At 62.8% G+C, this 20,228-nt stretch carries 21 protein-coding genes; 18 read left to right on the forward strand and 3 right to left on the reverse strand.

Going from position 1 to position 20,228, the window contains the following annotated elements; genetic code table 11:
* Positions 1–26: 26 nt before the first annotated feature.
* The 5 genes from I6F35_RS07570 to I6F35_RS07590 all read left to right on the forward strand — a co-directional run bounded on the left by I6F35_RS07570 (position 27) and on the right by I6F35_RS07590 (position 3,441).
* Positions 27–464 carry a hypothetical protein gene (locus I6F35_RS07570; RefSeq protein ID WP_225117025.1) on the forward strand — a complete coding sequence of 146 codons (438 nt, stop codon included), beginning with the start codon at positions 27–29 and terminating at the stop codon, positions 462–464.
* A 110-nt stretch (positions 465–574) separates the two neighbouring features.
* A complete protein-coding gene (gene hisE / locus I6F35_RS07575) occupies positions 575–973 on the forward strand; it encodes a phosphoribosyl-ATP diphosphatase (RefSeq protein WP_225117026.1) in 399 nt (132 codons plus the stop codon).
* A 62-nt stretch (positions 974–1,035) separates the two neighbouring features.
* On the forward strand, positions 1,036–1,617 hold the full coding sequence (locus I6F35_RS07580; RefSeq protein WP_225117027.1) for a YqaA family protein: 582 nt from the start codon (positions 1,036–1,038) through the stop codon (positions 1,615–1,617).
* A 194-nt stretch (positions 1,618–1,811) separates the two neighbouring features.
* On the forward strand, positions 1,812–2,369 hold the full coding sequence (locus I6F35_RS07585; RefSeq protein ID WP_225117028.1) for a hypothetical protein: 558 nt from the start codon (positions 1,812–1,814) through the stop codon (positions 2,367–2,369).
* Between the two features lie 103 nt (positions 2,370–2,472).
* Positions 2,473–3,441 carry a nitronate monooxygenase family protein gene (locus I6F35_RS07590; protein ID WP_225117029.1) on the forward strand — a complete coding sequence of 323 codons (969 nt, stop codon included), beginning with the start codon at positions 2,473–2,475 and terminating at the stop codon, positions 3,439–3,441.
* A gap of 53 nt (positions 3,442–3,494) precedes the next feature.
* Here I6F35_RS07590 and I6F35_RS07595 read toward each other — a convergent pair whose 3' ends face one another.
* Positions 3,495–4,322: an oxidoreductase gene (locus I6F35_RS07595; RefSeq protein WP_225117030.1), complete on the reverse strand. Its 828-nt coding sequence runs from the start codon at positions 4,320–4,322 to the stop codon at positions 3,495–3,497.
* A gap of 100 nt (positions 4,323–4,422) precedes the next feature.
* Here I6F35_RS07595 and I6F35_RS07600 point away from each other — a divergent pair, with 100 nt between their 5' ends.
* The 4 genes from I6F35_RS07600 to I6F35_RS07615 all read left to right on the forward strand — a co-directional run bounded on the left by I6F35_RS07600 (position 4,423) and on the right by I6F35_RS07615 (position 9,188).
* The gene (locus I6F35_RS07600) at positions 4,423–5,406 is read left to right on the forward strand and encodes a LysR family transcriptional regulator (protein WP_225117031.1); all 984 of its coding nucleotides are present in this window, start codon (positions 4,423–4,425) and stop codon (positions 5,404–5,406) included.
* 113 nt (positions 5,407–5,519) lie between these two features.
* Positions 5,520–6,155 carry a uracil phosphoribosyltransferase gene (gene upp, locus I6F35_RS07605; protein WP_225117032.1) on the forward strand — a complete coding sequence of 212 codons (636 nt, stop codon included), beginning with the start codon at positions 5,520–5,522 and terminating at the stop codon, positions 6,153–6,155.
* Positions 6,156–6,166: 11 nt separating this feature from the next.
* Complete coding sequence (locus I6F35_RS07610) at positions 6,167–6,940, forward strand: thioesterase family protein (protein ID WP_225117033.1); 774 nt, start codon at positions 6,167–6,169, stop codon at positions 6,938–6,940.
* Positions 6,941–7,136: 196 nt separating this feature from the next.
* A complete protein-coding gene (locus tag I6F35_RS07615) occupies positions 7,137–9,188 on the forward strand; it encodes an ATP-binding protein (RefSeq protein WP_225117034.1) in 2,052 nt (683 codons plus the stop codon).
* 154 nt (positions 9,189–9,342) lie between these two features.
* Here the strand turns inward: I6F35_RS07615 and I6F35_RS07620 are convergent, their stop codons facing one another.
* The gene (locus I6F35_RS07620) at positions 9,343–10,905 is read right to left on the reverse strand and encodes an AMP-binding protein (protein WP_225117035.1); all 1,563 of its coding nucleotides are present in this window, start codon (positions 10,903–10,905) and stop codon (positions 9,343–9,345) included.
* 111 nt (positions 10,906–11,016) lie between these two features.
* Here I6F35_RS07620 and I6F35_RS07625 point away from each other — a divergent pair, with 111 nt between their 5' ends.
* From I6F35_RS07625 to I6F35_RS40455, 4 genes are all read left to right on the forward strand, one after another.
* Positions 11,017–11,979: a nitronate monooxygenase gene (locus I6F35_RS07625; RefSeq protein WP_225117036.1), complete on the forward strand. Its 963-nt coding sequence runs from the start codon at positions 11,017–11,019 to the stop codon at positions 11,977–11,979.
* A gap of 373 nt (positions 11,980–12,352) precedes the next feature.
* Entirely contained in the window at positions 12,353–12,598 is a 246-nt protein-coding gene (locus tag I6F35_RS07630; protein ID WP_225117037.1) for a hypothetical protein, read from the forward strand.
* Positions 12,599–12,717: 119 nt separating this feature from the next.
* Positions 12,718–13,440 (forward strand): hypothetical protein, encoded by a 723-nt coding sequence (locus I6F35_RS07635; RefSeq protein WP_225117038.1) that lies wholly within the window; start codon positions 12,718–12,720, stop codon positions 13,438–13,440.
* 68 nt (positions 13,441–13,508) lie between these two features.
* Positions 13,509–13,664 (forward strand): hypothetical protein, encoded by a 156-nt coding sequence (locus tag I6F35_RS40455; protein WP_346283145.1) that lies wholly within the window; start codon positions 13,509–13,511, stop codon positions 13,662–13,664.
* Positions 13,665–13,925: 261 nt separating this feature from the next.
* On the opposite strand, the gene I6F35_RS07645 is transcribed toward I6F35_RS40455, so the two are convergent.
* Positions 13,926–14,855, reverse strand: coding sequence for a LysR substrate-binding domain-containing protein (locus I6F35_RS07645; RefSeq protein ID WP_225117039.1), 930 nt, complete (start codon positions 14,853–14,855; stop codon positions 13,926–13,928).
* Between the two features lie 177 nt (positions 14,856–15,032).
* Between I6F35_RS07645 and I6F35_RS07650 the strand changes: the two genes are divergently transcribed.
* The 5 genes from I6F35_RS07650 to I6F35_RS07670 all read left to right on the forward strand — a co-directional run bounded on the left by I6F35_RS07650 (position 15,033) and on the right by I6F35_RS07670 (position 19,949).
* A complete protein-coding gene (locus I6F35_RS07650) occupies positions 15,033–15,419 on the forward strand; it encodes a cupin (RefSeq protein ID WP_225117040.1) in 387 nt (128 codons plus the stop codon).
* Positions 15,420–15,506: 87 nt separating this feature from the next.
* Complete coding sequence (locus I6F35_RS07655; protein WP_225117041.1) at positions 15,507–16,721, forward strand: FAD-dependent monooxygenase; 1,215 nt, start codon at positions 15,507–15,509, stop codon at positions 16,719–16,721.
* Between the two features lie 132 nt (positions 16,722–16,853).
* Positions 16,854–17,849, forward strand: coding sequence for a tripartite tricarboxylate transporter substrate binding protein (locus I6F35_RS07660; protein ID WP_225117042.1), 996 nt, complete (start codon positions 16,854–16,856; stop codon positions 17,847–17,849).
* A 1,624-nt stretch (positions 17,850–19,473) separates the two neighbouring features.
* Entirely contained in the window at positions 19,474–19,677 is a 204-nt protein-coding gene (locus I6F35_RS07665; RefSeq protein WP_225117043.1) for a hypothetical protein, read from the forward strand.
* A gap of 38 nt (positions 19,678–19,715) precedes the next feature.
* Entirely contained in the window at positions 19,716–19,949 is a 234-nt protein-coding gene (locus tag I6F35_RS07670) for a hypothetical protein (RefSeq protein ID WP_225117044.1), read from the forward strand.
* The last annotated feature ends 279 nt before the right edge of the window (positions 19,950–20,228 follow it).

A 20,228-nucleotide genomic window follows, 5' to 3' on the forward strand; every position in this document is an offset into this window, starting at 1 on the left:
CCGAGCTTCCACGGAGGACTACTCAGATGTTTGCGCGAAAAGGTGTGTTTTCATCGATCGGGCGCGCTGCCGCGCTGGCGACTGTTGCCGCGGTCGCGCTGACGGCGGTCGAGCCGTCGATGGCCTATGCGGGCTCGGCTCCGAAGGCCAAGGAGATCAAGACGTCGGCCGGCACCAGCGACGTCACCGATATCAGCGCGCGCCGGCGATACTATCGCGGCGGCGGTGGTGGCGCGGCCGCAGCGGCAGCCTTTGCCGGCATCGTCGGCACCGGGCTTGCGATCGCCGCCGCCCAGAACCGCCGCGCTTACTATGACTCTTATGGCTACTATGGTGGCCCGGGCTATTACGGCGGTCCCGTATATTATGGCGGTCCCGCCTACTACGGCGGCGGCCCGTATTATTACGGCGGCTACGGCCGCGGCGTGCCCTATTATCGCGGTCACCCGCTCGCGAGCTGGTAAACGCGATTTTGATCGAGATGACGCCACCGGCCCGCGCGGCCGGTGGATTTTTTTCGTCCACCGGTCAATGCGTTAACACGCTGGCCAGAGGTTTGAATTAGGCTTGAGGAATGAGTGATTCGCTCGATCGGCTCTATCAGGCGGTTCTCGCGGCCCGGAATCTCGATCCGGCGATATCGCGCACCGCGCGGCTGTTTCAGCGCGGGCCGACAAAGATGGCCAAGAAGCTGGCCGAAGAAGCGATCGAGGTCGTGATCGACGCCCTCAGCGGCAAGACCGACGCCGTGGTCCGCGAGAGCGCCGACCTTCTCTATAACCTGACCGTTTTGTGGGCAGCCGCCGGAGTGAGGCCGGAGGATGTCTGGAAAGAGATGGAACGGCGCGAGCATCTGCTCGGAATCGCCGAAAAACTGCCGAAGACCGGCGCCAGACTGGCCAAGCCGTCGACCGAGCCGGTCGTGCGGCGGCGAATTGTCGCGCTCGAAAGCAGCCTGCGGAAGCGGCGCTGACCCGCCAACAATCCTCTTTTGCCGGCATGGACAAATGCGCTCCATGATGGTTGATCGCGCCCATGCTGAAACGGACCTACGACTGGTGCATCGACGCCGCCGACAAACCCTACGCGCTCTGGATTCTCGCAGCGGTCGCTTTCGCTGAGAGCTCGTTCTTCCCGGTTCCGCCCGACATCATGCTGCTGCCGATGTCGCTGGCGCAGCCGCGGCGTGCCTGGTGGTTCGCCACCGTGTGCACCATCGCCTCCGTGGCCGGCGGCGTGCTCGGCTACGCCATCGGCGCGCTGCTCTACGATTCGCTCGGCCATTGGCTGATCACGATCTACGGACTCAGCGACAAGGTCGACGCCTTCCGCGCCTCCTACGCCGAATGGGGCGCGGTGATCATCCTGCTCAAGGGCCTCACCCCGATCCCCTACAAGCTCGTCACCATCACCTCGGGCTTTGCCGGCTACAATATCTGGCTGTTCATCCTGTGCTCGATCGTCGCGCGCGGCGGCCGTTTCTTCATCGTCGCGGTCCTGCTGAACCGCTACGGCGATTTCATCCGCAAGGAACTGGAGAAGCGGCTGGGTTTCTACGTCGCGCTCGGCGCGATCGTGCTGGTGCTCGGCTTCTACATCGCCTTCAAGCTGGTCTGACGCGCGCGAAAGCTCTCTCCCCTCATGTGAGGAGGCGCAAAGCGCCGCTCCGGACGATGCTTCGCATCGCCTTGAGAACCATGAGGCCCGTGGCCCATCCTTCGAGACGCGCGCGAAGCGCGCTCCTCAAGGATGAGGGTGGAGGGGTGGCGGAAAGCGCTTTGCCGCGAGGCGGTGTCAGGTTACGCTTCCCTATGCGTGATCGACTCGGGCTGCTTGTTCGTATCGGACCGTCCACGGCCAAGGCGAGCTTCGCCTTGTCGATGTTGACACTCTCCCCCGATCTCGCTCTTCCGCAAGCCGCGCCGCCGGTCTCGCTTGGCGTCCAATCGCAGCCGTCCCAGCCGCACGAAGCTCCGCCAGCGGCGCGCGAGGAGAACCCGGGTCTCATCAACGAGATCAGCAAGCTGTTCGAAAAATCCAAGTCGATCCTGTCGCCGCTGAAGAGCCCAAGCGAGACCGTCGATGATCTCAACACCCGCGCCAAGGATGCGGGCGAGGGCCTGTCCGCTCTCACAAGACCGTCATCGATCGTCACCGGCCGCGCGGCCTGTCTGGTGGCCGCCAACGGCGCGCCGGACTGCAAGGCTGGCGCCGACAGGCTCTGCCAGAGCAAAGGCTACAAGGAAGGCAAGAGCCTGGATACCGATGCCGCCGAGAAATGCTCGCCGATCGTGTTCCTGCCCGGCCACAAGCGCGGGCCCAACGACTGCCGCACGGAAAATTTCGTCACACGGGCGATCTGCCAGTAGCGCGAAAACGCAATACTTGACGCTGGAAAGATTGCCTTGTTGGCATGATGTCTGGCATCTTAAGCGCAGTCTGTCTTCCAAGTAACTCGAAGGATCTTCCCTGATGTCCATGCCTGCCTTGTTCAAGGGCCGCCTGTCGATTCCGGTGATCGGTGCACCGCTGTTCATCATCTCCGTGCCGGATCTCGTGATCGCGCAGTGCAAGGCCGGCGTGGTCGGATCGTTTCCGGCGCTGAATGCACGGCCGCCGGAGTTGCTCGACGAATGGCTGGGGCGGATCAAGGAAGAACTCGCGGCCCATGACAGGGCGCATCCCGAAGCGCCCTCGGCGCCGTTTGCGGTCAACCAGATCGTGCACAAGTCCAACAACCGGCTCGATCATGACCTTGCGCTTTGCGAGAAGCACAAGGTGCCGATGATCATCTCCTCGCTCGGTGCGCGCGAGGAGCTCAATCAGGCCGTACACAATTGGGGTGGCATTGTCTTCCACGACGTGATCAACCAGAAGTTCGCCCACAAGGCGATCGAGAAGGGCGCCGACGGCCTGATCCTGGTGGCGGCCGGCGCGGGCGGCCATGCCGGCACGCTGTCGCCATTCCCCTTCGTCACCGAGACCCGGCAGTGGTTCGACGGCCCGATCGCGCTGTCGGGCGCGATGGGCAACGGCAAGGCGATCCGCGCCGCGCGCATCCTCGGCGCCGACTTCGCCTATATCGGCTCGGCCTTCATCGCGACGAAAGAAGCCAATGCGGTCGAGGGCTACAAGAACATGATCACCGGCTCGGCCGCCGAGGACATCGTCTATTCCAACCTGTTCACCGGCGTGCACGGCAACTACCTGAAGCCCTCGATCGTCGCGGCCGGCATGGATCCGGACAATCTGCCGACCTCCGACCCCTCCAAGATGAGCTTCGGCACCGATGCCTCGGGCGAGCGCGCGAAGCCGAAAGCCTGGAAGGAGATCTGGGGAAGCGGCCAAGGCGTCGGCAGCGTCGAGAAGATCGTGCCCGCCGCCGAACTGATTGCACGCTTCAAGAACGAATATGACGAAGCAGTCGATCCGCCACTCTGATTCAGCGATTGGCGGTCCCGCCGATGCGAACGGGACCGCCGCTGCTTTCCTGATCAGCCGACGTCGGTGGAAAGCGAAACATCCTTCCACGCCTCGAAGTCGGCCTCGAGCGCCTTGATCTTCTCCTCGACCAGCCGCACGGCATCGCTGCCAAGCAGAAGGTGGGCGGGCGGATTGTCCGAGGTCGCGACCTTCAACATCGCCTGCGCTGCCTTCACGGGGTCGCCGATCTGCCTGCCGCTATATTCCCTGCGGCGCTGGCGGGCCGGGTTCATCACCTGGTCGTAATCGGAAATCGATCGTGCCGCCCGCACCAGTGATCGTCCCGCCCAGTCGGTGCGGAATCCGCCCGGCTCGATCGCCGTGACCTTGATGCCGAGGTCCTTCACTTCCTTGCCGAGGGTCTCCGAGATTCCTTCCAGCGCGAACTTGCTGCCGTGGTAGTAGCTTAAGCCCGGCATCGTGATGAGCGCGCCCATCGAGGTGACGTTGAGGATGTGCCCGGAGCGGCGCTTGCGCATGGAAGGCAGCACCGCCTGGATCATCGCCACCGCGCCGAACACGTTGACCTCGAACTGGTGGCGTAGCTCCTCGATGGAGGATTCCTCCAGGATGCCTTCGTGGCCATAGCCGGCATTGTTTACGAGCACGTCGATCGGGCCGATGCCGCGCTCGATCTCCGCAACCGCCGGTGCGATCGCGCCGGTGTTGGTGACGTCGAGAATCACGGCGTGCGCGTCCTTGCCGAGTCTCTCGAAGTTCTCCTTATCGCTTTGCTTGCGCACGGTGCCGGCGACCGTGTGGCCCTCCCGCAGGGCGGCTTCGGCCAATGCGCGGCCGAAGCCGGTGGAAACGCCTGTGATGAGGAATGTCTTTGCCATCTGTGATGTCCTTTTTGGCTCGATCCGGATCACAGGTAGGCAGGTTGATTAATGCAACAATCGGCATAAATTGGCATGACCTGATGCAGAATATCGAACAATGCTCGACACCGGTCTCTTTGAACTGAACGCGATCGCGGCGATCGCGGCCCATCGCAGCTTCCGCGCGGCGGCCACGCAGCTCGGCATCTCGCCATCTGCGCTGAGCCACGCGGTGGCGGTGCTGGAGAAGCGGCTCGGCGTTCGCCTCATCAACCGCACGACGCGCAGCGTCTCGTTGTCTGCGGCGGGCGAGCGCTTCCTGTCACGGGTCAATCCGGCGCTGCGCGAGATCGCCGGCGCGATGGAAGACGTGAACGTCTTTCGCGATACCCCGGCGGGTACGCTGCGCATCAGCCTGAAGGAACGCGCCGGCCACCAGATCCTGCGGCCTGTCGTTGCAGAATTCCTGCGGCGATATCCCGACATGCAGGTCGAACTGACCATGGAAGGCCGTCACATCGACATCGTCGCGGAAGGTTTCGATGCGGGCATTCGCCTTGCCGAGGCCGTCCCGCAGGACATGGTGGCGGTCCCGTGCGGCCCGGATTCACGTTTCCTTGTCGTAGGGGCGCCGTCCTATTTTGAGCGAATGTCGATACCGCGCTCGCCTTCGGACCTCCTTGCGCATGAATGTGTTCGCAGGCGGATGCCCAGCGGCAAGCTGTACCGGTGGGAGTTCGAGAAGCGCGGCGAGGAGGTTGCGTTGGACGTGCCGGGCAGGCTGACGCTCGACAGCGACGCCCTGATGATCGAGGCGGCGCTGGACGGCTTCGGCCTCGTCTTCGTGAGCGACTGGTGGGTCGCCGATCATCTCGCCGATGGTCGCTTGCGCGCCGTCCTTGAAGACTGGACGCCGCCGTTTCCCGGATTGCGGCTCTATTATCCACGGCATCGGCACATGACCGCGGGCCTTCGTGCCTTTGTCGATCTGCTGCGGGAAGAGCTGTCATCGGGCGTCGTGCGAAGAGAGAACCGAATTCCCAAGCAAGCGCAGGCCTCGAAATCCGTGCGATCTATGCAATCGGCAAGTATTCGCAAGTGAAGGCGAACGGCTTCTCGCTCGTGGGGATAACCCTGCGACGACGGGCTTCCATGCTTCGGCGCGGCGTCACGGGCCCTTGAAGCGCGCGGCAACCCTGTGCGACAAATACCGCCATGAGCGCCGCCGCCGTCAACGTCGTCAACCATCCGCTGGTGCAGCACAAGCTCACGCTGATGCGCGAGCGCGACCGGTCGATCAAGAGTTTCCGGGAACTCGTGAACGAGGTCGGCATGCTGCTCTGCTACGAGGTGACGCGCGACCTGCCGCTCAAACTCGTGGACATCGAGACGCCACTGATGCCGATGAAGGCGCCGATGATCGCGGGCAAGAAACTGACCTTCGCGCCGATCCTGCGCGCCGGCGTCGGCTTCCTGGATGGCATGCTCGCACTGGTGCCGTCCGCGCGCGTGTCGCATATCGGTCTCTATCGCGATCCCGATACGCTGGAAGCGGTCGAATATTTCTTCAAGGCGCCGCACGATCTGTCGGACCGCACCGCGATCCTGATGGACCCGATGCTGGCGACCGGCAATTCCGCCGTCGCCGGCGCAACGCTCTTGAAGAAGCGCGGCGCCCGCGACATCCGCTTCGTCTGCCTGCTGGCCGCGCCCGAGGGGATCGCGCATTTTCAGCGGGAGCATCCCGATGTGCCGCTGTGGACCGCGGCCATCGACGAGCGGCTGAACGACCACGGCTACATCCTGCCCGGCCTCGGCGATGCCGGCGACCGCATGTTCGGCACCAAATAGGCACGGCTGCAATGGACCCCATCTTCCGCGTCGACGGCAACAAGGTCGCCACCAGTCCCGATGCCGCCGGCCCCTGGCATCCGCAGATGCAGCACGGTTCCGCGCCCGCGGCGCTGGTGGTATGGGCTGCGGAATCCCTGCCTGCGCCCGTGCCGATGCAGATCGCGCGCGTCACCATCGACCTGATGCGGCCGGTGCCGGTTGCGCCGCTCACCATCGAGACCGAGATCCTGCGCGAGGGCCGCAAGATCCAGCTCTGCAGCGTGCGGCTGCTGGCCGAAGGCGTCGTCGTGGTCGCGGCTTCCGTGCTCAGGATCAAGTCGCAGGCACAGGCATTGCCGCCCGAGATCGCCGATGCGCCGCTCGCCTTTCCCGGCCCCGACCAGTCGATGATCGAGCCCGCCGACAATGCCGGCAGCCCATTCACGACATGTATCTCGATGCGCGCGGCGCGTGGCCGCTTCGGCATGGTCGGCCCTGCCGCGATCTGGTTTCGTGTCGACCGGCCGCTGATCGCGGGATCGCCGGTGTCGCAGGCGATGCGCGCGGTGGTCGCCGCCGATTTCAGTAACGGCACCTCGTCCGTGCTCGATTTTCGGGAGTGGACCTTCATCAACGCCGACCTCACCGTGAACCTGGCGCGGCAGCCTGTCGGCGAGTGGATCCTGCTCGATGGCGAAAGCTGGATCGGACCCGACGGGGCGGGGCTTGCGATGTCGCGTCTCGCCGACGAGCGCGGCTATTTCGGTCGCGCCGTGCAAAGCCTGGTGATCGAGAAGCGCTAGACAGAATAGCGCGGCGAAAAATCGTTGCTTCGCCTTGGAACGCTTCGATGCCGTGCGAGTTTGGCCCCTCGTTGAGGGCCATCATGAAGCGGGTTGATTTAGCCGCCGGCGGGCCGACGCTCACTGCCAGGCGAGCATCGGGCGTTGTTGCTGCCTATGATATTGTAACCAAGCTCTTTTCAAGCCGGAGCGTGCCGTGAGGCCGGGTCCTTCCTCCGAGCGTGCGGTGGTCCTTGCCGCGACCCAGCGTGAAGCCGCCGAGACCGCCGGTCTGATCCGCGACGCCGGCTATTACGCCAACATCTGCGATGACCTGGATGCGCTGAGGCGCGAGATCGGCAGCGGCGCGGGGCTCGCCGTGATCGCCGATGACGCGATCAAGGGCGCGGATTTGACCGGGCTGACGGGATGGCTCAACGATCAGCCGGCATGGTCGGATTTCCCGATCGTGCTGTTAACGCGGGGCGGTAGCCTGGAGCGCGATCCGGGCGCGGTACGCCTCGGCAAGATCCTGGGCAACGTGACCTTCATCGAGCGCCCGTTTCATCCCACCACGCTTGCGAGCATCGTCGGCTCGGCAGTACGTGGCCGGCGCCGCCAGTACCAGAGCCGCGCCATCCTCGAAGACCTCACCGAAAGCGAGAGCCTGCTGCAGACCGCGCTGAATGCCGGGCAGCTCGGCGCGCTGGAATTGCATTTGCCGGAATTCGAGCTCGAGGCCTCGGACATCTGCAAAGCCTATTTCGGCCGCCGCGCCAGCGAGCCGTTCACCTATCAACAGCTTCTCGATTCCGTACATCCCGAGGACCGCGAGCGGCGGCTTGGCGTCCTGGAGCAAAGCATCCGTACTGGCAGGCATTACGCGATCGAATACCGCGTGATCTGGCCGGACGGCTCGCAACATTGGCTCGACGTGCGCGCCCGCGCGGTGCGGCGCCCAGATGGCAGCCTCAAATCGCTGGTCGGCGTGTGCTCCGACATCACCCTGCGCAAGACCGCCGAGATCGAGCGCGAGAACCTGCTGGCACAGCTCGCAGCCGAGCGCACTGCGCTTTCCGAACTGACGGCGACGCTGGAGCACCGCGTCGACCAGCGCACCGCCGACCTCCTGAAAGAAGTCGCGGCCCGCGAAAAGGCCCAGGAGCAGCTCCGCCATGCGCAGAAGATGGAGACCATCGGCCAGCTCACCGGCGGCATCGCGCACGACTTCAACAATCTCTTGATGGCGGTGATGGGCAATCTCGAACTCCTGCGCAAGCGCCTGCCCGGCGACCAGCGCCTGCATCGCCTCATCGACGGCGCCATGCAGGGCGCCGAGCGCGGCGCCTCGCTGACGCAGCGGCTGCTCGCCTTCGCTCGCCAGCAGGACCTGCGCGTGGTGCCGGTCGATTTGCGCACGCTGGTCCAGGGCATGAGCAATCTGCTCGAGCGCTCTCTGGGGCCGCGGATCACGTTGCGCCTTGACCTGCCCGAAGGGCTGCCGCCGGCGCGGATCGACGCCAACCAGCTCGAGCTCGCGATCCTCAACCTCGCGATCAACGCGCGCGATGCGATGCCGGACGGCGGCATGATCGACATCAAGGTGTCGGAAGAACAGGCCGCGAGGGATCCGGCGCTCAAGCCGGGCGCCTATCTCAATCTGTCGGTGATAGACACCGGCACCGGGATGACTCCGGAAATCCTGAAGCGCGCGATCGAGCCGTTCTTCTCGTCAAAGCCGCTCGGCAAGGGCACCGGGCTCGGACTGTCGATGGTGCATGGGCTCGCCGTGCAGCTCGGCGGCACGCTGCAGCTCTCCAGTGTCGAAGGGGAGGGCACCACCGCGACGCTGATGCTGCCGGTGGCGACGGCCCTGGCGGAAGCCGCAAGCCCGGCGCCGCCATCGCGCAAGCTCAAGCGCTCCGCGGTGATCCTGTTCGTCGACGACGATCCCCTGATCGCGATGTCGACCACGGAGATGCTGGAGGATCTCGGCCACCGCGTGATCGGCGCCACCTCTGGCCTGCACGCGCTCGATATCCTCCGCAGCGAGCAGCCGCTCGACCTGATGATGACAGATCATGTGATGCCTGGGATGACCGGGCTCGAGCTCGCCGCTGCCACGCGAAAGGTGCGCCCCTCGCTGCCGATCCTGCTCGCCACCGGCTATGCCGAACTGCCCGACGGCGTCCAGGTCGATTTGCCGCGACTGGCCAAGCCGTATCATCAGGACCAGTTGCGCGATCGGCTGGACCAGTTGCTGCGGTGAGAGAGCTCTGGCGACGCCGGTGGCCTCATGGTTCGAGACGGCGCTTCGCGCCTCCTCACCATGAGGGTCTAGATTTACGCTGAGCTCTCAGACCCTCATGGTGAGGAGCGCGCTTGCGCGCGTCTCGAACCATGAGGCCACCGGCGTCGCAACGTCACCCCACCATCCGCTCGCGGCCGGCCCAGAAGCTCGCCTTCAACACCTTCTTGTCGACCTTGCCGACGCCCGTCATCGGCAATTCCTTCACAAAGCGGATCTGCTTCGGCGCGTGCGCCGAGCCCTTCTTCGCCTTCACCAGGTTGATCAGCTCGTCCGCGTCCGGCCGCGCGCCGTCGCGGGCGACGACAACAGCGGTGACGGCCTCGCCCCATTTGTCGTCGGGCACGCCGACCACCGCCACCATCGCCACGTCCGCGTGCTGCGACAGCACGTCCTCGACCTCGCGCGGAAAGATGTTGAAGCCGCCGGAGACGATCATGTCCTTCTTGCGATCCAGGATGTACATATAGCCGCGCTCGTCGGCGCGGGCGATGTCGCCGGTATGCAGCCAGCCGTTCTTGAGCGTCTCCGCTGTCGTCTCCGGCCGCTTCCAGTATTCCGCCATCACATGCGGCGCGCGCACGCAGATCTCGCCCGCCTCGCCAGCTCTGACCTCCTCGTCATTGTCGTCGAGGATCTTCACGTTGCAGACCGCGATCGGGAAGCCGCAGGACAGGAACAGCTCCGGCGTCTTCGGATCATGATCGGCCTTGCGCAGCACCGAGACCGGATAGCATTCGGTCTGGCCATAGAGCTGCGAGAACACCGGCCCGATCCGCTCGATGCCTTCGACCAGCCGGCTCGGCGACATCGCCGAGGCGCCATAAAGCAATAGTTCAAGCGAGGAGAGGTCGGTCTTGTCCAACGCGGGATGATCGAGCAGCACATAGATCATGGTCGGCACGAACAGCGTGAAGTTGATCTTCTCCCGCTCGATCGTCCTGAACACGGCCTCTGGATCAAAACCTTTCAGCATATGCACAGTGCCGCCGCGCATCAGCGCCGGCAGCACCTTTGTCCCGGCGACGTGGCTGATCGGCGCCACCGTGAGATAGCGCGGCGTCTCGGGGATCTCGAAATCGGCAAGGACGGCGCCGGCGAAGCCGCCATATTCGCGGTGACAACGCAGCGCGCCCTTGGATTTGCCCGTCGTGCCGCCGGTGTAGTTCAGTGTCGCGATGTCATCAGGTCCGGCGAGGCAGCGCGCGGTAGCGTGCCCTGCCTGCTCGATCGCCTGCAAGAGGTCGATGCCGTAGTCGGCGGGGCCGAGCGTGAACACGGTTTTGACGCCTGTCGCCTTCGCGGCGAGCTCGCCGCCGCGGTCACGGAAGCTCGCCGCATCGACGATCAGCATCTGGGCGTCCGAATCCTCGATCTGGAATAATTGGTCGTCCAGCGATCCCAACGGATGCAGCCAGGTGATCGCAAGTCGTGCGAGCTGCGCGGCGACGCCAGCGCACCAGGTGTCGGCGCGGTTGGCGGTCAGCAGCGCGATGCGAGTGCCGGGGGTAAAGCCGAGCCGCATGAACACGTTCTGCATCCGCCCGATCAGGTCGGTGGCGCCCTGGTAGGTGATCGATCCACCCGGCCAACTGAAAGCAGTGCGCGAGGGATAGCGCGCCAGCGCTCGCAGCGTCTGCTCGCACACCGGTGGAAACGCATAGAGCGGATGGTTCATTCCGAAAATTCCTCCCCGTCGGTTTTGTGTCTAGCAATTCTTCGTGCCAATGTTGGCGATGACGCTAGCACAACAAGGAAGCGGCTCAAGCCGGGAGAGGGAAGAAACGTCTTGCCATCGAACAACATTCGCTCGCGCTTTCGCGAGCGCCTCTCGCTGCCGCTGATCGCGGCGCCGATGTTCCTGGTCTCCGGTGTCGAGCTGGTGGTAGCCGCCCGCCGCAATGGCGTGATTGGCTCCTTCCCCACGGTGAATTGCCGCGACACGGAACAGCTCGATCAGTGGCTCGCGGAGATCGAGGATCGATTGCAGCGCCATTCCGACGCAAGCGGGAAAGCGACCGCGCCGATCTGCCCGAACCTGATCGTGCACCGCTCGAATGCGCGGCTGCAGCAGGATCTGGACGTGCTGCTGCGTCACACGCCGGAGATGGTCATCACGTCGGTCGGCTCGCCGGCGCCGGTTGCAAAACCGCTGCATGATGCAGGCGCGCTGGTGTTCGCCGATGTCGCCTCGATCCGCCACGCCGAACGCGCGATTGAGGCCGGCGCCGATGGATTGGTGCTGCTCACCGCGGGCGCGGGCGGGCAGACCGGCTGGCTCAATCCGTTCGTGTTCGTGCGCGCGGTCCGCGCCTTCTTCGATGGTCCGATCGTGCTGGCCGGCGGCATCTCGGATGGCCACGCGCTCCGCGCCGCCGAAGCGCTCGGCTGCGACCTCGCCTATATGGGCACCAAATTCATCGCCACGCGCGAGAGCATGGCGGATATCAGGTACAAGGAGATGCTGGTCGCAAGCACCGCCGATGACATCCTGCTGACTACAGCTTTCACCGGGCTGCAGACCAACATGCTGCGCCGCTCGATCGAAGCCGCCGGCCTCGACCCGGACAACCTGCCCCTGCGCGGCGCCATCGACATCGGCAAGGATATCGATATCGGTGCCCGCGAAAGCCGCCCGAAACGCTGGCGCGACATCTGGAGCGCCGGCCATTCGGTCTCCGGCGTGACGGAGGTGCTTTCCGTGGATGAGTTGGTGGCGCGGACGGCCGAGGAATATCGCGCAGCCCTGTAGCCCGCATGGAGCGAAGCGTCATCCGGGTCAGGCCGCGCCGTCTTCGAAGAACCCGGATTGCGCTTCGAGGCTGAGCAAGTATTCAATCGTCCAGCAGCCCAGTAGAAATCTGTTCGCCCCAGCAGCCATTGATGTGAGGAATATTCTGTCATCGGCACTGTACAGGCAACATAGAGGAACGGTGTTCTACGAGGTCGACAGCGGCCCGAGTACTTGCTCAGCCTCTTCGCTCCATCCGGGCTACGATTTAATTCGCCACGGAATGCCAATCTCCACTTAACCCGGCATTAACTACGTTCGCCCCAACAATAGCCGCGCAGGACAGCCCGCCGTCTCATGGGCCGGGCTGGCGCAGAATCTGAGGGGACGCGACGTGCTTCTTGAGGCCTTTCTCACCAAAACACCGGCGACCCTCGATGAGCTCTGGATTCGCGTCCATCACGCATTGCAGCGCCATCCGCTCTGTCGCAACGTCGAATTCGAGATCGTCAGGATGCCGCGAACCCGCCGGACCAACTGGACCATCAGCCTGCATTCGGTATCGGGGTCCGCGCTGTTCGAAGCCCATGAGATCGTAGCCGACATCCAGGAAGCCTATGAGCTGGCCGCCGCGGCCTGAGTTTCCCTGGTTTCGTTGCGATTTTTTCGACTTTTCCTCGCGATCGCGGTTCCGAGGGCATGCTAACGCCGCAATTGGCGTTCAATTTCGAGAGACGTCCGGCCGGGATGGAGACGTTGTTGACTAGGGCCATGACCATCATCGCGCTGACCTGCTTCCTTGTGGTTGGCGCCGCCGCAACCAGCATTTTGAGCCGTGACAGCGTGCCGATGCCGCGCAGCGTCGCGGAGGACTCTGCGCCTGTTCATCCGGTCTCCAATAAGGAGAGCAAGAAGGACCGCCTCGCTGTGGTGGCCTACGCGCTCGCCGCCTACGAGCCGCCGCAGCAGACCCCGGCGCAGGCGCAGCTTCAGGCCCAGGCACAGGCTGCGATCCCTGATGTCGCGACCTCGCTGCGCCAGGCCTATGCCTCGACCGAGCCCGCCGATGTCGGGCTGCCGAAATTGACCGAGCCCGCCAACGAGCCTGCAACCGCCCAGCCGACGGCGCCGGCCCCCGCGAAGCCGAAGGCGGCGGCCAAGCCCGCACTGCAGAAGAACTACGCGCTGCTCAGCGACGCCCAGATCGCCGGCATCAAGGACCGACTGAAGCTGACATCGTCGCAGGAATATTACTGGCCGGCGGTCGAAACTGCGCTCCGCGCGGTCGCCCGCAAGATCCACCAGAAGCGCCAGGCTGATCCGAACGTAACCGGCGTTCCGATCGATCCGGATTCCGACGAAGTGCAGCAATTGAAATCGGCCGCCATGCCGCTTCTGTTCCAGCTTCGCGAGGACCAGAAGAACGAAGTCCGCTCGCTCGCCCGCATCATCGGCCTGGAAAAAGTCGCCGCGATGATCTGAGCGGTGCGCTCGCCGCTCGAAGCAGCACGTGACGATGGCGCGACTCGCCCGTCAGATTTGCGCGATCAATGCAGCAAATCGTACGCCGCTGCGCGATTGATGTCGGCCAGGCGACGGTCGGCATTGGCCTGAAGATCGAGGCTTCCGACCAGGTCGAGCAGGCGCTGATAGGCATGGTCCGCGACGTCAACGGGCATAGCCTCTCATCGAAGGCTTCGATGTAGCCACCGACGAGGTCGCTCAGCAGCCGGCATAACGCCTGCTGCCCGGGCTCATCCCTCATCAACGCGCGTGCATCGGGCAGATCGACGCTGTTTCGCTTCATCAGGAGCTTTGCAACGATCCCGATGACGAAGAACGGTGCAACGTAGATCACGAACACTTCAAGTGCGCGCACGGAACCGCTCCACATGCTCTGGACCCTGTCATTATGACACAGGGTCTTTGACCGCGTATCGCAAGCGGCGATCTGAGGTTTTCTTGCGCTAGAGCATGCTCCCACCTGCCGTTCGAAGTGCCGGAGGCGCTGACGTAGCTGCCTGCGTCAGGAGCCATGCACGAAATGCCGAGAGCAGGGGATTGTCGGCTTTCTCTTCCGGGCAGGCGAAATAGTACGAGCCGACGCTTCTCAACGTGAGGCTCGACAGCACCTTCAGCTTGCCGGAGGTCAACTGGTCGGAAATCAGGAATTCAGGAAGCAGCGCGACGCCAAGGCCGGAGTTCGCCGCGCTGATTAAAGTAGATTGAATATCGAAGCGTGGCCCGCGGATCACATTCGTGCCGCCAAGTTCCGCAGCATCGAACCAGCGACGCCATGCATCGGGTCGCGTGACCAGATGCAGAAGCCGCAATTCGGCAATCTCACTCGGTCGCAGTTCGGCGCGCTTGCCGATAAGCGTCGGCGATCCGACCGGCAGGAGGACCTCGTCGAACAGATAGTCTGCTTGCGTGCCGGGCCAGTCGGGCTCACCGAAATATAGCGCACCATCGAGCGCGGTCTCGCTGAAGAAGAAGCGCGTGTTGCGCGCACTCACGTTGACGGCAATGCCGGGATTTTGAGCATAGAAGTCCGGCAGGCGCGGAATGAGCCATTGGGTGCCGACGGTGGGCAGCACCGCGACGTCCAGAACCGTGCCGTCGGCTTCGTAGCCCATGACCTCGAGCGTATCGCGCTCGATCCGCTCGATCGTTTGCGCCACGCGGGTGCTGTAGGCTGTTCCGGCGCGCGTCAGGGTGATCCGCTTTTTGATCCGGTGGAAGAGTTTGACGCCGAGCTGCGTCTCCAGTTGCGCGATCTGGCGCGAGACCGCACTTTCGGTCAGTGCGAGTTCGCTCGCGGCACGCGTGACGCTGAGGTGCTTGGCAGCCGCGCTGAAGGCCATCAGCGCGCCGAGGCTGGGTATTCTGCGGCGCATAGTTCATTCCAAAAACGCAAGACATCCGCAGATTAAATTGTTTGCACGCCTAAACACAAGGCAACAAACTGGGTAGATGGCGAAAGTCCATGGAGCGGCGGGCCTTTATCAACGCCGTGCCATCAATGGCGTCGGGAATTGCAGGCTTTTCGACGATTAACTTCAAGGAGCATATTCGTGGCGGTCAACAAACTGCATGACGAGTTCCACACGCTCGACATGGAGAGCGGCTGGCAGCTTCCCGAGGGCTACGATCCCAAGTCGGGCGCACTGGAGAAGATTTTGTCCGGATCGCTGGACACCGCGAACAAGCGCGGTAGCCGGACGCGACTGCTGAAATTCCCTCCGGGCCTGTTCACCAAGCAGCAGATCGTTCACGACCACTGGGAAGAAGTCTTTCTGGTCTCCGGCGACCTGACCGTCGGCAATGACGTGAACGGGCAAGGCGGCACGCCGTTCGCAGGATACACCTACGCCGTCAGGCCGCCGGGCGCATGGCACGGTCCGCTCAAATCTGAAGGCGGCTGCCTGCTTCTCGAAATGCACTACTACGATCCAGCCTGAGGCGGCAGACACATTGACTGGCGCCCTCTTTCGCGCTGGCGCCGATGAGAGCCGAGGCTCGAAATTTCTCCAAGAGGTCTGGATACAATGAGTAATGCGAAGCCTCCTGTCATCATCGCTGGGGCAGGGCCGGTGGGCATGGTGGCAGCGGCAAATATGGTGCGGCAGAACATCCCGGTTCTGGTGCTGGAGAAGAACGACCAACTGAGCAGCGAGTCGCGGGCATCGACGTTCCATCCGCCCACGCTGGACATGCTCGATGATCTCGGCTTCGCCAGCACGCTGATCGCGCAGGGCCTGAAGGCGCCGACTGTTCAATACAGCTCGTCCGAAGACGGCGTGCTCGGGACGTTCGACTTCGCAGCGATTTCCGATCTGGTGCGGCACCCGTTCCGCCTGCAGGCCGAGCAGTTCAAGCTAACGCGCATCATTCTGGATGCTTTGTCCGGCAACCCGTTGTTCTCGATCGCGTTCGGCAGCGAGGTCAAATCCGTCGAGCAGGCGAACGATGCCGTCAAGGTAATGGTCGGAGCCCAGGGGCGCCACATCGCGCATGAATGCACCTGGCTGATCGGCGCCGATGGCGCGAACAGCATCGTACGCCGCAGCCAGGACATCGAATTCGAGGGCTTCACCTGGCCCGAGCGTTTTCTGGTGATGACAACTCCGGTCGATTTCACGGTGCTTCGCCCGGGTGTGTCGTCGGTCAGCTATGTCGCCGATCCAGAGCGCTGGTACTTCCTTCTCCGCATTCTCGGCGCATGGCGCGTGATGATGCCGGTGGCTGCGGAAATCTCCGATGCCGAGGCGCTCTCCGAACACTATGTGACGGCATCGATCCGGCGGGTCGTTCCCGCCGAGATGGAAGCCCCGATCCTCCACACGACGTTGTATCGTGTGCATCAGCGCGTCGCCGCGAACTTCCGGAAAGGTCGCGCCTTCCTGGCTGGCGACGCCGCCCATATCAACAATCCGCTCGGCGGCATGGGCATGAATGGCGGCATTCACGACGCATTGAACCTGACAGCGAAGTTGGGTGCGGTCATCAATGGTACGGCCAATGAGCGTGTTCTCGCCGATTACGATCTGCAGCGTCGTACCGTCACGATGCAGGCCATTCAGGGCGACACCATTCGCAACAAGAAGAATCTCGAGGCGAAAGATGAAGCCGACCGGGCGCGTTTCCGCGACGACATTCGCGCCGCGGCCACCGATCCGGAAAAGGGACGAGCGCTCTTGCGCCGAATTGCAATGCTGGACTCGCTCGAGCGGGCAGCTTCGCTGCATGTCGCCGCGGGGTGATCACCAATTCTCTCTTAGACGATGTCGGCGGTAACCGGCTTATCGCCGCGCAAGAACCGCGTCAGTGGAAGCGCCAGTGAACTTGGAGGAGTCAATGCCATGGTCCCCGAGATGTCATGCAGGATATTCAGAATGCGAAGCAATGATCTGATGAAGTGGGCGACGTTTATTTTGGCGGCACTGCTGTCGCCAGGATTCTTCGGGGTGCCCGGCGCGGCGGCGGCTGGGTTCCCTGAAAAGCTGATTACGATTGTGGTCCCGTATCCTGCCGGAAGCACCGCCGACGCGATTCCACGATTGGTTGGTCCCTTGATGTCCAAGTCGCTCGGCGTTCCCGTGATCATCGAAAATCGCGGTGGAGCAAACGGATCGATCGGGGCGGTTCGCGTCGCCTCCTCACCGGCGGATGGCCACACGATTCTGCTTGCGACGACTGGCATGCTTACAATCAACCAATGGATCTATGAAAAGCCGACGTACAATCCTGAAAAGGACTTCGCGCCGATCACCAATGGCGCTTCGACGCCGAACATCATCGTCGTCAATCCGTCGGTCAAGGCAAGCTCGCTGAAGGAATTGGTGGCGCTGGCCAAAGCTGAGCCCGGCAAGCTGACATTTGCTTCGGCCGGCAACGGGAGCACGAGCCACCTGTGCGGGGAGACGTTGAAGGTGCTCGAAGGCATTGATGCCGTTCACATACCGTACCAAGGAGCGGCTCCAGCACTCCAGGATGTTGTCAGCGGTCAGGTTTCCATGATGTGCGACAACCTGTCGAATGTCGTCCAGCAGGTGCAGAGCGGAGCGTTGAAGCCAATTGTGGTGACCGCGCCTGAACGAAGCAGGCAGCTTCCCGATGTGCCGACGTCCGCGGAAGCAGGATCACCTGATCTCCTCGCCGGCAACTGGTACGGCTTTGTTGCTCCATCGGCGACCCCAAAGGACGTGATCGAGAAGCTCCACAAGTCCATCGTGGAGGCCTTGCGGGATTCGACCGTTTCAGCTCGTCTGGAAGGCTTGGGTTTGACCGTGATCGCTGATGAGCCCGCCAAGTTCGGAGAAACCATCGCAAGGGATTCCGCGCGGATGGAAAATATTGTGAAGCGTGCAAAAGCAAAGGTGTCCAACTGATGTTGTCGATCAGAAGGCACCGATGATCCCGGTCAGAAGCAGCTACGGGGCGAAGACTTAGATTGCCGCTACAGCACCCGACCCCTGCAACCCGCCTCTCGCCCACGGAACGTGTGTGCCCAAACCGCTATCGGTGCCTGAAGCGGATGGGGACAACCCTTGTGAGCGGGTGGTGAGGGCTGCCATCAAAGGCGGGCTCTGGTGGCACCAATGGCGAAGAGGGTTGTTCGTGCGGGTTTGTCTCGAATGGCGGCGAGTTGGTGCCCCTGGCCGATAATTGCCTAGAGCCATAACCATTTGAATTTGAGACCACTTTTGTCGTCGATTGCCGCCGATACCAGCACAAATACCAGCAGGACGCGAGGTATTCGCCGACAAAAATAAAATAGGAGGGTTCTCGCCGCGGGCGCGCCTATGCCCTTCCAGGCTCCACAATCGCCTGATCGGAATCGAACCAGGCTCTGGCCTGAAAACGGAGAGACCTACCGCGAGGTTGAGTCTAGGCTCGTGTCATGCGTGCCCGATCCGTGTTCCTTCACGATGCCGATGGAGAGACCCAATTCCCAATGGACGACCTTGGGACGACTCGATGCCGCTCGGTGCGGGACCGATGCCGAAAGCGCTCATCGCGCGACGCTGATTTTAGTCCCGCGGTTTCAGCAACGTCCCGTAGTCGGCGTTCTCACCAGTGCTATATGTTTCGAACCGAGGAAGAAGAAAGTCGATCGGCGGGGTCTTGAACAAGAAACGCAGGCGTCTCGCCAAGGGATTGCTTCCTTGTAAGAAGCCACCCCTCAATCTACGAATGGGGCGGACGTTCGAATCGTTCCGGGCGCGCCATCTATCTCAACTATAGCGATTTCTTGAGCAGGCCTAAAATGGCCCCAGGCTAAAATTTGCGTTTAGTCTGGGATTTTAGTCTGGGACAATTTCCAAAGAATTTTTGGTCGGCATCGAAGGTGGCGCAGCCGGCTCTTCGAAGTCGGAGCTTCAAAGCGAAAAAAGGTCGGGGGGTTCGAGTCGCTCCCCCGCTACCGAAGGCAGCCCTGGCGCGCTTCCTGAAAAGGACGTCTAGTGGTGACCACGAGCCGATTGAAGACGAGCACCGTTTAGCCGCCTAGGCCACGTCGTGCCTATCACGAAACGATCTCGCGCAGATCCATCCGGCCGCCGAGAACGATCAAGGCCGCCTACAGGTAGGGGCACGGTAGTGAAACGGCTGAAGTCCCCCAGTGCCGCTCGACGTGCCGCTTTCGTACTTTAGTTTTCCTCCGGTGTGTATTTGTTGGTTCGAGCAGGCGACTGATCGGCAATTGGATCGTACTTCGAGAACTTTGCCATCCTTCGCTCTTCGGTCCGCCCTGGGCCTCGTTACGGCTCAACGAGGCACGATTGTTGAAGATAATCGCGCCGGGGCCGTGGCCAGTAATCGGCTGCATTCGCGGTACATCGCCTCGCAAGTAGAGCGCTCGCCAGACCCCGAGAGCTCTGAGGCTCGGCTCAGCCAGTCAATCCAGACACCTTCCTAAAGTCGCATGAGCTGCTCCCCGACGACGAGCGGAACAATTTCGGTACCGCAGGCTTTGACTCCGCGTTCCGGGCGGGGACCTGACGAGGGAAGCCCATGGCACCGAAACGACGCCGCTTCAAGCAAACCCAAAGCCTTGAAGAGCGGTTAGCGCAAGAGGCTGGCCGCCTGCGGGAGGAAGCAAAAGCTCTACCCCCGGGTTTTGAACGGGAGGCGCTGCTGAAGAAAGCTCGGCAGGCAGATACCGGTGCGCACGTCAGTGAATGGCTTCGATCGCCCGGTTTGCAGCTGCCAGAGTGAGGCGTAGCAACCCGTGATCGGCCGCCGAATTGGAGGTGATGGCGGAGTCGTTCGGCAATAACTTCACGGTCGTCGAAATAACGGCAGACGACAATAAAACGCAAGTCTGGATTGCGCGAGCGAAGCCGCGTCAAGCGCTAAGATTGATCCTTGCCGCCGTGCCGGAAGGTTGGACTGCCGAAGTTCTAGATATCGCATTGACACGCGAGCAGCAGAAGCTGTTCGAAGAGCTTGATCTTGAGCCCGGGGATGTCCACAAAATCAGCAAATAGAATTGCGCGATCCCATCCTAGCTAACGGCTAATGCCAAGGCAGCCGGATGCAGGTACACGCCCCAAAGAAAAACACCCGCGAAGTACACGCACTGCGGCCGGGGCAGATTGATCGCCGACTAACATGTTTCACCTGATCTAGACGGACACAAGTCTATACCCTGCATGCGAGAAGCTAAGTTGCCAGGACTGATAAGGCGGCCTTAGTCGCCGCCTCGCTCTATACTGAACGTCAGCGTGGCCCGTAGCCGGCTTATTCAAAAGACCGGAAGCTGGCTT

The sequence above is a fragment of the Bradyrhizobium sp. BRP22 genome, from assembly GCF_020194175.1.
Classification (GTDB): Bacteria; Pseudomonadota; Alphaproteobacteria; order Rhizobiales; family Xanthobacteraceae; genus Bradyrhizobium.

Excerpts from the sequence above, each read along its gene's own strand:
- I6F35_RS07570 (WP_225117025.1), top strand. The coding sequence starts at position 27 with ATGTTTGCGCGAAAAGGTGTGTTTTCATCGATCGGGCGCGCTGCCGCG.
- hisE (WP_225117026.1), top strand. The coding sequence starts at position 575 with ATGAGTGATTCGCTCGATCGGCTCTATCAGGCGGTTCTCGCGGCCCGG.
- I6F35_RS07580 (WP_225117027.1), top strand. The coding sequence starts at position 1,036 with ATGCTGAAACGGACCTACGACTGGTGCATCGACGCCGCCGACAAACCC.
- I6F35_RS07585 (WP_225117028.1), top strand. The coding sequence starts at position 1,812 with ATGCGTGATCGACTCGGGCTGCTTGTTCGTATCGGACCGTCCACGGCC.
- I6F35_RS07590 (WP_225117029.1), top strand. The coding sequence starts at position 2,473 with ATGTCCATGCCTGCCTTGTTCAAGGGCCGCCTGTCGATTCCGGTGATC.
- I6F35_RS07595 (WP_225117030.1), bottom strand. The coding sequence starts at position 4,322 with ATGGCAAAGACATTCCTCATCACAGGCGTTTCCACCGGCTTCGGCCGC.
- I6F35_RS07600 (WP_225117031.1), top strand. The coding sequence starts at position 4,423 with ATGCTCGACACCGGTCTCTTTGAACTGAACGCGATCGCGGCGATCGCG.
- upp (WP_225117032.1), top strand. The coding sequence starts at position 5,520 with ATGAGCGCCGCCGCCGTCAACGTCGTCAACCATCCGCTGGTGCAGCAC.
- I6F35_RS07610 (WP_225117033.1), top strand. The coding sequence starts at position 6,167 with ATGGACCCCATCTTCCGCGTCGACGGCAACAAGGTCGCCACCAGTCCC.
- I6F35_RS07620 (WP_225117035.1), bottom strand. The coding sequence starts at position 10,905 with ATGAACCATCCGCTCTATGCGTTTCCACCGGTGTGCGAGCAGACGCTG.
- I6F35_RS40455 (WP_346283145.1), top strand. The coding sequence starts at position 13,509 with ATGCAGCAAATCGTACGCCGCTGCGCGATTGATGTCGGCCAGGCGACG.
- I6F35_RS07645 (WP_225117039.1), bottom strand. The coding sequence starts at position 14,855 with ATGCGCCGCAGAATACCCAGCCTCGGCGCGCTGATGGCCTTCAGCGCG.
- I6F35_RS07655 (WP_225117041.1), top strand. The coding sequence starts at position 15,507 with ATGAGTAATGCGAAGCCTCCTGTCATCATCGCTGGGGCAGGGCCGGTG.
- I6F35_RS07660 (WP_225117042.1), top strand. The coding sequence starts at position 16,854 with ATGCGAAGCAATGATCTGATGAAGTGGGCGACGTTTATTTTGGCGGCA.
- I6F35_RS07665 (WP_225117043.1), top strand. The coding sequence starts at position 19,474 with ATGGCACCGAAACGACGCCGCTTCAAGCAAACCCAAAGCCTTGAAGAG.
- I6F35_RS07670 (WP_225117044.1), top strand. The coding sequence starts at position 19,716 with ATGGCGGAGTCGTTCGGCAATAACTTCACGGTCGTCGAAATAACGGCA.